The organism is Knoellia sp. 3-2P3 (assembly GCF_029223115.1).
Lineage (GTDB): Bacteria > Actinomycetota > Actinomycetes > Actinomycetales > Dermatophilaceae > Pedococcus_A.
In genome coordinates this window covers 118,800-133,296 of record NZ_JARGZE010000006.1, presented here as the reverse complement: position 1 = coordinate 133,296, position 14,497 = coordinate 118,800, and the positions used below count along the sequence as shown (strand labels likewise).

Annotated in this window: 14 protein-coding genes; 8 read left to right on the top strand and 6 right to left on the bottom strand. The window is 72.2% G+C overall.

From position 1 onward, the window contains the following. Nucleotides 1-34: 34 nt before the first annotated feature. On the bottom strand, nucleotides 35-730 hold the full coding sequence (gene nucS / locus P0Y31_RS16955; protein WP_275871541.1) for an endonuclease NucS: 696 nt from the start codon (nucleotides 728-730) through the stop codon (nucleotides 35-37). A 73-nt stretch (nucleotides 731-803) separates the two neighbouring features. On the opposite strand from nucS, the gene P0Y31_RS16950 reads away from it, so the two are divergent. The 4 genes from P0Y31_RS16950 (at nucleotide 804) to P0Y31_RS16935 (ending at nucleotide 4,306) form a co-directional block, all read left to right on the top strand. Beyond that, nucleotides 804-1,250: a hypothetical protein gene (locus P0Y31_RS16950; protein WP_275871539.1), complete on the top strand. Its 447-nt coding sequence runs from the start codon at nucleotides 804-806 to the stop codon at nucleotides 1,248-1,250. A 110-nt stretch (nucleotides 1,251-1,360) separates the two neighbouring features. After that, the gene (locus P0Y31_RS16945; RefSeq protein ID WP_275871536.1) at nucleotides 1,361-3,139 is read left to right on the top strand and encodes a 3-hydroxybutyryl-CoA dehydrogenase; all 1,779 of its coding nucleotides are present in this window, start codon (nucleotides 1,361-1,363) and stop codon (nucleotides 3,137-3,139) included. 67 nt (nucleotides 3,140-3,206) lie between these two features. Beyond that, the gene (locus P0Y31_RS16940; protein ID WP_275871533.1) at nucleotides 3,207-3,506 is read left to right on the top strand and encodes a hypothetical protein; all 300 of its coding nucleotides are present in this window, start codon (nucleotides 3,207-3,209) and stop codon (nucleotides 3,504-3,506) included. After that, nucleotides 3,503-4,306, top strand: a complete 804-nt coding sequence (locus P0Y31_RS16935) for an alpha/beta fold hydrolase (protein WP_275871530.1) — start codon at nucleotides 3,503-3,505, stop codon at nucleotides 4,304-4,306. Before P0Y31_RS16940 ends, P0Y31_RS16935 begins: the two co-directional genes overlap by 4 nt. A 142-nt stretch (nucleotides 4,307-4,448) precedes the next feature. On the opposite strand, the gene P0Y31_RS16930 is transcribed toward P0Y31_RS16935, so the two are convergent. Next, on the bottom strand, nucleotides 4,449-5,798 hold the full coding sequence (locus P0Y31_RS16930; RefSeq protein WP_275871528.1) for an AI-2E family transporter: 1,350 nt from the start codon (nucleotides 5,796-5,798) through the stop codon (nucleotides 4,449-4,451). Between the two features lie 61 nt (nucleotides 5,799-5,859). Beyond that, a complete protein-coding gene (ccrA, locus tag P0Y31_RS16925; RefSeq protein ID WP_275871707.1) occupies nucleotides 5,860-7,206 on the bottom strand; it encodes a crotonyl-CoA carboxylase/reductase in 1,347 nt (448 codons plus the stop codon). A 256-nt stretch (nucleotides 7,207-7,462) separates the two neighbouring features. On the opposite strand from ccrA, the gene P0Y31_RS16920 reads away from it, so the two are divergent. Beyond that, nucleotides 7,463-8,710: a glycoside hydrolase family 15 gene (locus tag P0Y31_RS16920; protein ID WP_275871525.1), complete on the top strand. Its 1,248-nt coding sequence runs from the start codon at nucleotides 7,463-7,465 to the stop codon at nucleotides 8,708-8,710. 7 nt (nucleotides 8,711-8,717) lie between these two features. On the opposite strand, the gene mce is transcribed toward P0Y31_RS16920, so the two are convergent. Then, entirely contained in the window at nucleotides 8,718-9,161 is a 444-nt protein-coding gene (gene mce / locus P0Y31_RS16915) for a methylmalonyl-CoA epimerase (protein WP_275871523.1), read from the bottom strand. A gap of 67 nt (nucleotides 9,162-9,228) precedes the next feature. Between mce and gatC the strand changes: the two genes are divergently transcribed. The 3 genes from gatC to gatB are packed head-to-tail and all read left to right on the top strand — an operon-like array spanning nucleotide 9,229 to nucleotide 12,636. Beyond that, entirely contained in the window at nucleotides 9,229-9,525 is a 297-nt protein-coding gene (gene gatC, locus P0Y31_RS16910; RefSeq protein WP_275871520.1) for an Asp-tRNA(Asn)/Glu-tRNA(Gln) amidotransferase subunit GatC, read from the top strand. A 52-nt stretch (nucleotides 9,526-9,577) separates the two neighbouring features. After that, complete coding sequence (gene gatA / locus P0Y31_RS16905; protein WP_275871518.1) at nucleotides 9,578-11,095, top strand: Asp-tRNA(Asn)/Glu-tRNA(Gln) amidotransferase subunit GatA; 1,518 nt, start codon at nucleotides 9,578-9,580, stop codon at nucleotides 11,093-11,095. Nucleotides 11,096-11,100: 5 nt separating this feature from the next. After that, nucleotides 11,101-12,636 (top strand): Asp-tRNA(Asn)/Glu-tRNA(Gln) amidotransferase subunit GatB, encoded by a 1,536-nt coding sequence (gatB, locus tag P0Y31_RS16900; RefSeq protein WP_275871516.1) that lies wholly within the window; start codon nucleotides 11,101-11,103, stop codon nucleotides 12,634-12,636. Nucleotides 12,637-12,722: 86 nt separating this feature from the next. On the opposite strand, the gene P0Y31_RS16895 is transcribed toward gatB, so the two are convergent. After that, on the bottom strand, nucleotides 12,723-13,274 hold the full coding sequence (locus P0Y31_RS16895) for a DUF937 domain-containing protein (RefSeq protein WP_275871513.1): 552 nt from the start codon (nucleotides 13,272-13,274) through the stop codon (nucleotides 12,723-12,725). A 24-nt stretch (nucleotides 13,275-13,298) separates the two neighbouring features. After that, nucleotides 13,299-14,477, bottom strand: a complete 1,179-nt coding sequence (locus tag P0Y31_RS16890) for a PQQ-dependent sugar dehydrogenase (protein WP_275871511.1) — start codon at nucleotides 14,475-14,477, stop codon at nucleotides 13,299-13,301. Between the last annotated feature and the right edge of the window lie 20 nt (nucleotides 14,478-14,497).

Below are 14,497 nucleotides of genomic sequence, written 5' to 3'. Positions count from 1 at the left end.
ACCTCGACCCGGGGGCGCTAGAACACCGGGGGCGCTAGAACAGGCGGGTCGTGGTGTCGTCGATGCCGCGCAGCGCGTCGTAGTCGAGCGTGACGCAGCGGATGCCGCGGTCCTGGGCCAGGGTGCGCGCCTGCGGCTTGATCTCCTGGGCGGCGAAGACGCCGGTCACCGGGGCGAGGTGCGGGTCGCGGTTCATCAGCTCGAGGTAGCGGGTCAGCTGCTCGACGCCGTCGATGTCGCCCCGCCGCTTGATCTCCACCGCTACCGACCCGCCGAGGTGGTCCTTGCACAGGATGTCGACCGGGCCGATCGCGGTCATGTACTCGCGGCGCACCAGCGTGTAGCCGTCGCCGAGGGTGTGGATGTGCTCGGCCAGGAGCTTCTGCAGGTGGGCCTCGACGCCGTCCTTGATCAGGCCGGGGTCGACGCCGAGCTCGTGGGAGGTGTCGTGCAGCACCTCGTGGATGAGCACGCGCAGCCGGTCCTCCGACTTGGCGTGCTGCACCTGCCACACCAGGGAGACGCCGTCGGCGACCTCGTGCTCCTCGGGGGAGAGCTCGGCCATGGCACACGGCGGCGACATCCAGTTCAGCGGCTTGTAGGAGCCGCCGTCGCTGTGCACCAGCACCGAGCCGTCGGCCTTGACCAGCAGCAGCCGGGTGGCCAGGGGGAGGTGGGCGCTCAGCCGCCCGTCGTAGTCGACGCTGCACTTCGCAATCACCAGACGCACAGTCCGACACCCTAACCCGGGCCGGCCGCCCCGTTGCACGCGCGGGCGTGGGCAGCGCAGACTCGAGGTAGAGGTGAGTTCGATGGTGAACCTGCTGGCCTACCTCGCCCTCTGCGGGGTGATCGTCGCGACGTTCGGCGCGGCGTGGTCGGTGCTGGAGTGGTTCGCCACCGGACGGCCTCCCCGCTCGGTGCGGTGGCTGGCCGACCGGGTGCGTCCCCGCCTGCCCCGCAGCCTCCGCCGGCGCCGCCGCGAGCCCGAGCCGCTGCCGCCCGTGCTTCTCGGCCTCGAGCTCCGCCGGCTGGGGGCGGAGGTCCAGCGGATCGACAGCAGCGACCTCCCCGCCAAGGCCATGAGGTTGCGCGCGGCCACCGCGGCCTACGACTACGTGCTGCTCGAGGCCTGCCGCAGCCTCGAGGTCCCGCTGCCCGGCAAGGCGAGCCCGATCGGCACGCCGCTCACCCAGGACCAGCGCCTGGCCGCCGAGACCTCGCTGGTGGGGGCCGGCTTCACCTGGTGACCTGACCTGCGCCGGGTCGGCGCTTGCCGCCGGCGCTCGCCACCCGGGGTGGGGAGGGTCACGCCGAGGGGGTCTCCCCGCGGCATACCGCCTCTGACACACTCGCGCCTATGGCTCGTGACTTCAGCAGCGTCGGTGTGGTCGGACTCGGCACGATGGGTGCCGGCATCGTGGAGGTGTTCGCCCGCAACGGCATCGACGTCGTGGCCGTCGACGTCGACGACGCCGCGGTCGAGCGGGGCCGCGCCCACCTGCAGCACTCCACCGACCGCGCGGTCAGCCGCGGCAAGCTGACCGCCGAAGACCAGGCGGCGCTGCACGGGCGGGTCACCTTCACCGCCGACCTCGGCGACCTCGAGGACTGCCAGCTCGTGGTCGAGGCGGTGCCCGAGCACCTCGACCTCAAGAAGGAGATCTTCGCCAAGGTCGACGGCATCGTGGCGCCCGACGCGGTGCTGGCCACCAACACCTCGAGCCTGCCGGTCACCGAGATCGCCGTCGCCACGAGCAACCCCAAGCGGGTCGTGGGCATGCACTTCTTCAACCCGGCGCCGGTGCTGCAGTTCGTCGAGGTCGTGCGCACCGTCGTCACCGAGGACGAGGTGTTCGAGGACGTCAAGGCCCTCGCGCAGCGCCTCGGCAAGCAGCCGGTGGTCGTCGGCGACAAGGCCGGGTTCATCGCCAACGCGCTGCTCTTCGGCTACCTCAACCACGCCGTCTCGATGTTCGAGTCCCGCTACGCCAGCCGCGAGGACATCGACGCGGCCATGCGTCTCGGCTGCGGCTACCCGATGGGCCCGCTGGCGCTGATGGACCTCATCGGCCTCGACACCGCCTACGAGATCCTCGACACGATGTACAAGCAGGGCCGCGACCGCCTGCACGCCCCGAGCCCGATCATCAAGCAGATGGTCAGCGCCGGGCTCAAGGGCCGCAAGAGCGGGCGGGGCTTCTACACCTACGCCGAGGCCGACTCCTCGCAGGTCGCCGCCGACCACCTCACGCCGCGGCCCGACGGCGAGGCGGGAGTCGAGAAGCGCCCGGTCAGCCGCGTGGGCGTGGTCGGGTCGGGCACCATGGCCACCGGCATCGTGGAGGTCTTCGCCAAGGCCGGCTACGACGTCGTCTTCGTGGCCCGCTCCGACTCCAAGGTCGAGGCCGTGCGCGCCGCTCTGGCCAAGAGCCTCGAGAAGGCGGTGCAGCGCGGCAAGCTCACGGAGGAGGCCCGCGACGAGGCGCTCGGCCACGTCACCGGCACGACCAGCCTCGACGACCTGCGCGACGTCGACATCGTGGTCGAGGCCGTGGTCGAGGACCTCGGCGTCAAGCGCGCCCTCTTCGAGAACCTCGACGAGATCTGCCAGCCCGGGGCCATCCTCGCCACGACGACCTCCTCGCTGCCGGTCGTCGAGTGCGCCGCCGTCACGAAGCGCCCGCAGGACGTCGTCGGCATGCACTTCTTCAACCCCGCCCAGGTCATGAAGCTCGTCGAGGTGGTCTCCACCGTCTCGACCGCGCCCGACGTGGTCGCCACGGTGCAGGACCTGTGCGCGAGGGTCGGCAAGCACGCCGTCACGTGCGGCGACCGCTCCGGCTTCATCGTCAACGCGCTGCTCTTCCCCTACCTCAACGACGCGGTGAAGATGCTCGAGGCCAACTACGCCTCGGCCGACGACATCGACACCGCGATGAAGACCGGGTGTGGCCTGCCCATGGGCCCGTTCGAGCTGCTCGACGTCGTCGGCCTCGACGTGGCGCTCGCGATCCAACGCCAGCTCTACCTCGAGTTCCGCGAGCCGGGCTTCGCGCCGGCGCCGCTGCTCGAGCACCTCGTCACGGCCGGCTACCTCGGCCGCAAGACCGGACGCGGCTTCCGCACCTACGCCTGAGCCACCACCCGGTATGCCGCGTGGTCCCGGCCACGCGGCATACCTGCGTCTTTGCGAGGATGGGGCCGTGCCCCGCGCCAACCGCCGCCGCCGCGACGACGTTCCGCTGAACGTCGACCGCGCGCTCGGTGGGCGCACGCAGCGCGAGTCGTATGCCGGGGCCGAGTGGTTCGTCCGCCGCGTCACCGGGGCGGGTGCCAGCCGCGCCTACCTGTGCCCCGGCTGCCAGCACACCATCGCGCTCGGCACGCCGCACGTCGTGGTGTGGCCGGCCGACGGCGTGGGCGGTCTCGACGACCGCCGCCACTGGCACTCACCGTGCTGGTCCGCCCGGGGCCGGCGCCACACCCAGGGGTCGATCCGATGAGCCTGCACACCAAAGACCTCGGCGAGCACGGGTCGCGAGTCGTCTTCTGCCACGGGCTGTTCGGGCAGGGGCGCAACTGGACCCAGATCGGCAAGCAGCTCGCCGGCGAGCACCGGGTGACCCTGGTCGACATGCCGCACCACGGGCGGTCGTCGTGGCCGGAGGAGTTCGACTACGTCGACGTCGCCGACCGGATCGCCGGGCTGCTCGACGCCGACGACCCGGTCAGCCTGGTCGGGCACTCCATGGGTGGCAAGGCCGCCATGACCTTGGCGCTGCGCCACCCGCACCTCGTCGCTCGGCTGTGCGTCGTGGACGTCTCGCCGGTCGACTACGGCGGGCACGCAGGGGAGTTCCGGGGCTACATCGACGCGATGCAGCGCATGGACCTGCCCGCCATCACGACCCGGGCCGAGGCCGACGAGGCGCTCGCCGACGCCGTGCCCAACGCGACGGTCCGCGCCTTCCTGCTGCAGAACCTGCGCCGCGACGGCGACGGCTGGCGCTGGCAGGCCAACCTCGACGTGCTCGGCCGCGACCTGCCGGTGCTCGGTGGCTGGCCCGCCGAGCAGCTCGCCGGCACCCCGCCGTACGAGGGACCGGTGCTCTGGGTGGCCGGGGAGACGTCGGCCTACGTCACCGACGACAACGCCGACGTCATGCAGGAGTACTTCCCGCGGGTGCGGCGCGTGACCATCAAGGGCGCCGGCCACTGGGTGCACTCAGAGCAGCCGGAGACCTTCCTCGAGGTGCTGCGCCGCTTCGTGGACGCCGAGGACCGCACGAGCGTCTCGGACTAGCGCCGGCACACGCGCCACCGGCACGGCGCCGAGAACGCCGCCCTCGAAAGGTTCGCCCAACCTCTGCATCGAGGGCGAAGGTTCGGCGCCGGGCTGGAGGTTGGGCGAACCTTTCGCCGGACCCGTGGCGCGCGCCGGTCCCTCAGTGCCGGCGCTGGCGGGGGAGCAGCACCTCTTCGTAGAGCAGCAGCAGGCCGGCGGCGATCGGGATGGCGAGCAGGGCGCCGAGCACGCCGAGCAGCGTGCCCCCGGCGAGCGCGGCGACAACCGTGACGGCACCGGGCACCGAGACGGTGCGCTGCATGATGCGCGGCACCACGAGATAGTTCTCGACCTGCTGGTAGACGATGTAGTAGACGAGGGCGATGATCGCCTTGCGCGGCTCGTCGAAGAGGGCGACCGTGCACACGAGGGCGGCGCCGAGGGTCGCGCCGACCATGGGCACGAGCCCGAGGATGCCGACGAGCACCGCCAGCACCGCGGCATACGGGATGCCGACGATCGACATCATGACCCAGCTCAGGATCGCGTTGATCGTCGCCACCGCGACCTGGCCGATGGCGTAGGAGCCGGCGCGCCGCATGATCTCCTCCGACAGGGAGACCACGCGCGGGCGGCGTGAGGCGGGGACCATCTCGAAGGACGCGCGCTTGATCTTCGGCAGGTTCCCCAGGAAGAACAGCGTCAGGATCATGACGGTGAAGAACTGGAACACCCCGGTGACCACGGCCCGGCCGGCGCCGAGCACGCCGCCGAAGACCTGGCTGAGGAACGCGCTGTCGGTGACGCGCTTGTTGAACTCCTCCGAGATCTTGTCGACGACCTGGTAGTCGCGGTCGACCTGGCGCACGATCCGGCTGTCGAGCACGCTGTCGACGTAGCCCGGGGCGTCCTGGACGAGCTGGGTTCCCTGCTCGACCACCGGGGGCACGACGAGCAGGCCGATCAGGGTGAAGACCACCAGCACCCCGGCGAACACGATGCTCACGGCGGCGGGCCGCTTGATCTCGCGCCGGGTCAGTGACGTGACGATCGGGTCGAGGGCCAGGGTGAGGAAGAAGGCGACGACGATGAGCGTGATCACCGCGCTGAGGCGGCCGATGAGGTGCCACAGGCCGAGGGCGATGATGACGCCGAACGCGCCCACGAAGCCGACGTAGAACGGCGACTGCCGGTTCAGCGGGCGCCCGGCCGGGCCGAAGCGCCGGCCCGGTGCCTCGCCCTCGCCGGCGGGCTGGTCACCCTCCGCGCCGGTCGCGGCTTCGCCCCCTCCCGAAGCTCCCGCAGCGGCGGCACCGGCGGCCTGGGGGCCGGCTGGGGTGGGGGCGGGGGTGGTCGCACCCTCGACGGGGGGCAGCACGGTGGAGAGCAGGTCGCGCTGCAGGCGCACGTCCTCCTCGCCGACCTGCCCGGGCGCGATGCCCCGGGGGCGGTTGCTCTCCCGGAGTGCCTCGCGCTGCCTGCGCCGGAACTCCCTCCACCGATCCCACATATGACGGACCTCCCGCGGCGAGCCTAGTGCCAGGGGAGGTCCGTCACGGGGTGGGACCCGCTCAGGCGTTTCGGAACCGGTTGATCGCGCTCAGGTGGGTCTGCCGCTTGGCCTCGTTGGTGACGCCGAGCCCGGCCTCGGGCGCCAGCGTGAGCACGCCGACCTTGCCCTGGTGCAGGTTCTTGTGGACGTCGAACGCCGCCTGCCCGACCTCCTCCATCGCGTAGGTCTTGCTCAGCGTCGGGTGGATCAGGCCGCGGTTGATGAGGTCGTTGGCCTCCCACGCCTCGCGGTAGTTGGCGAAGTGCGAGCCGATGACTCGCTTGAGGCTCATCCACAGGTAGCGGTTGTCGTACTCGTGCATGTAGCCGCTCGTCGAGGCGCAGGTGACGATGGTGCCGCCCTTGCGCGCGACGTAGACCGAGGCGCCGAAGGTCTCCCGCCCGGGGTGCTCGAAGACGATGTCGACGTCCTTGCCGCCGGTGAGCTCGCGGATGCGGGCGCCGAAGCGCTTCCACTCCTTGGGGTCCTGGGTGGTCTCGTCCTTCCAGAACCGGTAGCCCTCCCCTGTGGACTCAGAGCGGTCGATGACCAGCTCGGCGCCCATCTTCCGGCAGATCTCGGCCTTGTCGGGCGAGGAGACCACGCAGACCGGGGTCGCGCCGCCGGCCAGCGCCATCTGGGTGGCGTAGGAGCCGAGGCCGCCGGAGGCGCCCCAGATGAGCACAGTGTCGCCGAGCTTCATGCCCGCGCCGTTGCGCGAGACGAGCTGCCGGTATGCCGTGCTGTTCACCAGCCCGGGGGAGGCGGCCTCCTCCCACGTCAGGTGGTCGGGCTTGGGCATCAGCTGGTTGGTCTTGACGATGGCAAGCTCGGCCAGGCCGCCGAAGTTGGTCTCGAAGCCCCAGATCCGCTGCTCGGGGTCGAGCATGGTGTCGTTGTGGCCGTCGGCGCTCTCGAGCTCGACGGAGAGGCAGTGTGCGACGACCTCCTGGCCCGGCTTCCACTTGTGCACGCCGGGCCCGGTGCGCAGCACCACGCCGGCGAGGTCGGAGCCGACGACGTGGTAGGGCAGGTCGTGGCGCTTGGCGTACTCGGAGGTGCGGCCGTAGCGCTCGAGGAAGCCGAACGTCGAGACCGGCTCGAAGATCGAGGTCCAGACGGTGTTGTAGTTGATGGCGCTGGCCATCACGGCGACGAGCGCCTCGCCCGGGGCGAGCTCGGGCAGCGGCACCTCGTCGACGTGCAGTGACTTGCGGGGGTCCTTGTCGCGGCTGGCCATGCCCTCGAACATGCCCACCTCGTCCTTGTGCACCGTCACGGCGCGGTAGGTCTCGGGAACGGCCAGGCCGGCATACGTCTCACGGGTGCGGTCGCCCGAGAGGATGGCGTCGCGGATCTCCTGCATCACGGGGAACTCCTCGGCGTTGGTGGAGCGGGACACTTGAGCTGCGCCGAACCTAGTGCGGGCCCTGCGGCCCGTGACCGGGAGTGAGACGGCGGTCACGCGGTGACCTGTCTCACCCGACGCAGCTCCTTCGCCGAGACGGGGCCCAGCCACAGTCCGGCACGGCGTGTCGTGGGGTTGCGCCCCATTTCGGCGGTTCGGGCTCGACCGCGCCCGGCTTCCACCCATAATCGGGGACCCGGGCACGAGGTGTCCGGTGAATCGACTCCAGGGGTTGGCGGTGCGGCGAGCGGTCAGGGCAGCAGGTGCCGTGGTGGCGGCCGCGGCGGTGCTCGGCACCGGCTCGCTGGCCTTCGGCCCCGCCGAGCTCGCCGTCGACCCGGTGCTCATCACGCCCTCGACGTGGCAGGCCGACACCACCACCCGGGCGGGTGCCGCGTCAGCCGCCGCCACCGCCGAGTGGCTGGCCGCCGGCCGGGTGCCGGGGGCCGGCACCCGGTGGGAGGCCATGTCGCGCACCGCGCTGGCCGACCTGCGCGAGCTGGTGCGCCCCAATGGCGCGGTGCTGGCCGGGGCGGCCGACCGCTGGGAGTACGTCTGGCCCCGTGACAGCGCCTTCGTCGCCGTGGCCCTCGCGGAGACCGGGCACCCGGCGGAGGCGACGCGGGTCCTGGGGTTCCTCGACCAGCTGCCACTTGACGAGGAGAAGGGGTACGAGGCCCGCTACCACCTCGACGGCTCGGGCCCGCCGGACGGCCGCGAACGACAGCTCGACGGATGCGGCTGGGTCCTGTGGGCGCTCGAGCGCGTGCACCGCGCCGGCGAGGGTGCGGTCGCCGACTCCTTCGCCGGCCTGCAGGACCGCTGCACCGACCACCTGCTCGCGGTCACCGGGCAGGGCCGCCGGCTGCCCCCCGACTCACCCGACTACTGGGAGGTGAGCGAGTGGCGCACCACGCTCGGCACCGCGGCGCCGGTGCTCGCCGGGCTCACCCACAGTGCCGAGCTGTATGCCGTGCGCGGCCTCGCGCAGCGGGCCGAGGGGGTGCGCGCTGCCGCCGCCCGCCTCGAGCGCCAGGTGCACCGGCGGTTCGGCGCCGACTACGAGCGGTACGGCGGCACCGGTGGGCTCGACGCCGCCGTCGCGATGCTCATGCCGCCGTTCACGCCCGAGCGCGGCCCGGTCGTCGCGGCCTGGGAGCGCTACCAGGTGGACGCCCTGCGCGAGGCGGGCGGGCTCGCGCCCGGCACCTCGTGGAAGCAGGACGGCGTCTCGTGGACGCCGGAGACCGCCCTGGTCGCCTACACCGCGGCCGCGTCCGGGAGGCGAGGCTCCGCGGCATACTGGCTCGACTGGCTCGACGAGCACCGCACACCGTGGGGGAGCCTGCCGGAGAAGGTGACGGCCCGCGGCAGGCCGGCCGGCCCGGGGCCGCTCGCCTGGACGGCGGCGCTGGTCGTGCTGACGCTGGCCGAGCTGGAGGACGCGCCGCCGTCGACCTGAGCCCGCGCTAGTGGGCCGTGTCCGCGGCCGGCTCCACGAGCTCGACGAGGATGCCGCCGGCGTCCTTGGGGTGGATGAAGTTGATGCGCGAGTTCGACGTGCCGCGCCTGGCCTCGGGGTAGAGCAGCCGCAGGCCACGCTCGCGGAGCACCGCGCTCACCGCGTCGACGTCCTCGACGCGGTAGGCCATCTGCTGGATGCCGGGGCCGGAGCGGTCGAGGAACTTCGCGATGGTCGACTCCGGGGAGAGGGGCGCGAGGAGCTGGATGCAGGAGCCGGAGTCGCCGACGGACATCATCGCCTCGCGCACGCCCTGCTCCTCGTTGACCTCCTCGTGGGCCAGCGTCATGCCGTAGGTGTCACGGTAGAACGCGATGGCCTCGTCGAGGTCGGCCACGGCCACGCCGACGTGGTCGATGGCGGTGAACAGAGGGGTCGGAACGGCACTCATGGGCGCAGCCTAGGGGTGGTCGGGACCGTGACCGGACGGCTGTGAGCCAGCCCATAGACTGGCACCCATGTCCTCACTGTCCAGGGGTGACGTCGCGCACCTCGCCGGCCTCGCCCGCATTGACCTCTCCGACGCCGAGCTCGACAAGATGGTCGGCGAGCTCGCGGTGATCCTCGAGTCCGTCGCCAAGGTGCAGCAGGCCGGTGCGGAGGACGTCCCGCCGATGTCGCACCCCCTGCCGCTGACCAACGTGACGAGGCCCGACGAGATCCGCCCGTCCCTCGGCGCCGACGCCGCGCTCGAGATGGCGCCGGCCTCCGAGCTGCAGCGCTTCTCCGTGCCCCGCATCCTCGCCGAAGACTGACCCTGGTCGACGACCGAGCGGTCGACGACAGAAGCAAAGGACGTTCCCACCCGTGAGCACCGACATCACCCGCTCCAGCGCGGCCGAGATCGCTGACGCGCTCGCCCGCCGCGAGGTCAGCTCCGTCGAGGTCACCCAGGCCCACCTCGACCGCATCGCCGCTGTGGACGGCGACATCCACGCCTTCCTCCACGTCGACGCCGAGGGCGCGCTCGCGGCGGCACGCGACGTCGACCAGCGCCGCGCCGCCGGCGAGGAGCTGCACGTCATGGCCGGCGTGCCGATCGCCGTCAAGGACGTCATGGCCACCAAGGGCCTGCCGACGACCTGCGGCTCGAAGATCCTCGAGGGCTGGATCCCGCCCTACGACGCCACGCTCGTCAGCCGACTGCGCGCGGCCGGGATGCCCATCCTCGGCAAGACCAACATGGACGAGTTCGCGATGGGCTCGTCCACAGAGCACTCGGCGTACGGACCCACCCGCAACCCGTGGGACCTCGACCGCATCCCCGGCGGCTCGGGCGGTGGCTCCTCGGCCGCGGTGGCCGCGTTCGAGGCCCCGCTGGCCATCGGCACCGACACCGGCGGCTCGATCCGCCAGCCGGCGGCGGTGACCGGCACGGTCGGCACCAAGCCCACCTACGGCGGCGTCTCCCGCTACGGCCTGGTGGCGCTCGCCTCCAGCCTCGACCAGGCGGGGCCCTGCTCGCGCACCGTGCTCGACGCGGCCCTGCTGCACTCGGTGATCGGCGGCCACGACCCGCGGGACTCCACCTCCATCGACGCTCCCGCCCCGCCCGTCGTCGAGGCCGCCCGCCGTGGTGACGTCAAGGGCATGCGCATCGGCGTCGTCAAGGAGCTCGGCGGCGAGGGCTACCAGCCCGGCGTGCGCGCCCGCTTCGAGGAGTCGGTGCAGCTGCTGGTCGACGCCGGCGCCGAGGTGGTCGAGGTGTCCTGCCCGAGCTTCGACTTCGCGCTCGCCGCCTACTACCTCATCCTCCCCAGCGAGGCGTCCTCCAACCTCGCCAAGTTCGACGCCATGCGCTACGGCCTGCGCGTGTTGCCCGAAGGGGTCGTCGACCCGAGCGCCGAGCAGGTCATGGCCGCCACCCGTGATGCCGGCTTCGGCGACGAGGTCAAGCGCCGCATCATCCTCGGCACCTACGCGCTGAGCTCCGGCTACTACGACGCCTACTACGGCCAGGCCCAGAAGGTGCGCACGCTCATCTCGCGCGACTTCGCCTCGGCCTTCGCGTCGGTCGACGTCCTCGTCAGCCCCACCGCACCGACGACGGCGTTCCGGCTCGGCGAGAAGCTCGACGACCCGATGGCCATGTACCTCAACGACATCGCCACCATCCCGGCCAACCTCGCCGGTGTGCCGGGCATGTCGCTGCCGAGCGGTGTCGCCGACGAGGACGGCCTGCCCACCGGCATCCAGATCCTGGCCCCCGCCACCGAGGACGCCCGCCTGTACCGGGTCGGCGCCGTGCTCGAGAGGCTGCTCGTCGAGCAGTGGGGTGGCCCCCTGCTGGCGAAGGCACCCCAGCTGACCGCGAAGGGAGCGTGAGCGGCATGAGCACCGCCACCACCGAGCCCGTCCTGTCCTACGACGAGGCGCTGGAGAAGTACGACCCCGTGATGGGCCTCGAGGTCCACGTCGAGCTCAACACGAAGACCAAGATGTTCTGCGGCTGCGCCACCGAGTTCGGCGCCGAGCCGAACACCCAGGTGTGCCCCGTCTGCCTCGGCCTGCCCGGCGCCCTGCCGGTGGTCAACGAGAAGGCCGTGGAGTCGGCGATCCGCATCGGCCTGGCGCTGAACTGCGAGATCGCGCCGTGGTGCCGGTTCGCCCGGAAGAACTACTTCTACCCGGACATGCCGAAGAACTTCCAGACCTCGCAGTACGACGAGCCGATCGCCTTCAACGGGCACCTCGACGTCGAGCTCGAGGACGGCTCGACCTACCGGGTCGAGATCGAGCGCGCGCACATGGAGGAGGACACCGGCAAGAGCCTGCACGTCGGCGGCTCCACCGGGCGCATCCACGGGGCCGAGTACTCGCTCGTCGACTACAACCGGGCCGGCATCCCGCTGATCGAGATCGTCACCAAGCCGATGACGGGCGCGGGGGAGCGGGCCCCCGAGGTCGCCAAGGCCTACGTCGCCGCCCTGCGTGACCTGCTGCGGGCCCTGCACGTCTCGGACGTGCGCATGGAGCAGGGCTCGCTGCGCTGCGACGCCAACGTCTCGCTGCGCCCCCGTGCCACCGAGGGCCAGCACCAGGACGACGTGCCGCTCGGCACCCGCACCGAGACCAAGAACGTGAACTCGCTGCGCTCGGTGGAGCGTGCGGTCCGCTACGAGATCTGCCGGCACGCGGCGATCCTCGACGCCGGTGGCCGGATCACCCAGGAGACCCGCCACTGGCACGAGGACACCGGCGTGACCACCAGCGGCCGCGAGAAGTCCGACGCCGAGGACTACCGCTACTTCCCCGAGCCGGACCTCGTCCCCGTCGCGCCGACCCTGCAGACCGTCGAGGCCCTGCAGAAGACCCTGCCGGAGCCGCCCGCCCAGCGCCGCAAGCGCCTCCAGTCCGACTGGGGCTTCTCCGACCTCGAGATGCGCGACGTCGTCAACGCCGGCGCGGTCGAGCTCATCGAGCTGTCGGTCGAGGCCGGGGCCACCCCGGCCGGTGCCCGCAAGTGGTGGACCGGCGAGCTGGCCCGCCGCGCCAACGCCGAGGGCAGGGCCGTCGACGAGTTCGGTGTCACGCCCGAGCACGTCGCCGAGCTCGACGGCCTCGTGAAGGACGGCCGCCTCAACGACTCCATGGCCCGCCAGGTGCTCGACGGCGTCATCGCCGGCGAGGGCTCGCCGGTGGAGGTCGCCGACGCCCGTGGGCTCGAGCTCGTGCACGACGACGGCGCCCTCGAGGCGGCGGTCGACAAGGTCATCGAGGCGAACCCCGAGGTGGCCGAGAAGATCCGCGGCGGCAAGGTCCAGGCCGCCGGTGCCCTGATCGGCCAGGTCATGAAGGAGATGAAGGGCCAGGCCGACGCCGGCAAGGCGCGAGCGATCATCCTCGAGCGCCTCGGCGCCGGCTGACCACCGCCGCTCCAGCTGCACGTATGCCGCGTGGGCCGGCACCCGGGTGACCTCACCCAGGGTGCCGGCCCACCGGCATACCCGGTCTAGCGGCGGCCGCCGCCGAGGAGGCCGCCGAGCACGTCGGTGATGATGTTGCCGCTGCTGCCGCCGCTTCGCTGCCCACCGACCGCGCCGCCGAGCACCTGGCCCAGGACGTCCTGCAGCCCGCCGCCCCCACCGGCCGGCTCGGGGCGGCCGCCGCCCAGCACCTGCCTGGTCAGCCACGACAGCACGATCGGGGCGAGCAGCGGCAGGAGCTTGGCGACGAGGTCGCTGCTGACCGCTCCCACGCCACCGATCCGACCGACCACCTGCTCCTCGTTGTCGCCGAAGATGTGGTGGGCGATCTTATGCCCGTCGGCCTCGTCGACGTCGTCGAGGTCGACCCCGCCCTCGATGAGCGCACCGTCGTGCTGGCCGAGCGCCTCCGCGAGCGAGGAGGCGCCGGCGGGGTCGGCGGCGTTGGCCTGCAGGCCACCGAGCAGGGCAGGGAGCGCGGTGCGGGTGGCACGCTCGACCTCGTCGGGATCCGCCCCGACCCGCTGGGCGAGCTGCTCGACGGGGATGGCGTCCATGATCTCCTCGACTGCGGACATGCTCGGCTTCCTCTCGCTCGGTGGTCAGGACAGGGTGGACTCGGGGATGACGAGCAGCCGGTCGTCGTCGGGGCGGGGGTTGCCCCGCGAGGTGTTGTTGGTCAGCACCCACAGGCGGCCGTCCGGGCCGACGACGACGTCGCGCAGCCGGCCGTACTCGCCCTCGAGCAGCCGCACCGGCTCGCCGGCCACCCCGTCACGGGTCGGGACGCGCCACAGCGACTGGCCTCGCAGCGCCGCCAGGTACACCGTCCCGTCGGCGGTCACCGCGATGCCGCTCGGCGAGGACTCGGCGGTCGACCACTGGCGCAGCGGGTCGACGAAGCCGGCCCGTCCGGCCCGGCCCTCGACCACGGGCCAGCCGTAGTTGCGGCCGGGCCGGATGAGGTTGAGCTCGTCCCAGGTGTTCTGGCCGAACTCGCTGGCGAACATGCGCCCGTCGCTGTCCCAGGCGATGCCCTGCACGTTGCGGTGGCCGTAGGACCACACCGGTGACCCGTCGAACGGGTTGCCCGGCGCGGGCCGGCCGTCCTTGGTGACGCGCAGGATCTTGCCGCCGAGGGAGCTGCGGTCCTGCGAGCGGTCGGGCACTCCCGCGTCGCCGGTGGTGACGTAGAGGAACCCGTCGGGTCCGAACGCCAGCCGTCCGCCGTTGTGGTTGCCGGCCTTCGGTATGCCGGTGAGGACCGGCTCCGGGCGGCTCGCCCTCCCGTTCGCGAACGTCACCCGCACCACACGGTTGTCGTTGCCGGCGGTGAGGTACAGGAAGACCGACCGGTCCGTCGAGAAGTCGGGTGAGGCGGCGACCCCGAGCAGGCCGCCCTCGCCGCCGGGCTCGACGCCGGGGACCCGGCCGAGGTTCCGGGTGGCCCCGCCTTCGCGCACCTGGAGCAGCTGAGCCTGGTCCCGGGTCGTCACCAGTGCGGACCCGTCCGGGAGGAAGGCGATGGCCCAGGGGACGTCGAGCCCGGAGGCGACCGTGGTGCGCTCGCGGGGAACGGCGGTCGTGGTCGTCGCGCTCGTGGCGGCGGCTCCGGCTCCTGGGCCGGTGCTTCCAGAGGGGGCGCTTCCCGTCGAGGTCGATGACGAGCCGGGACCGGAGAGCGACGGCGGGGAGACCCCCGGACTGGCGTCGCTCTCCGGCCCTGAGCAGGCCGCCACCGCGAGGAGCGCTCCCGCCAGGGCTGCGGGAAGGAGGCGCATGTTTCCATCCTCCCCCCGCA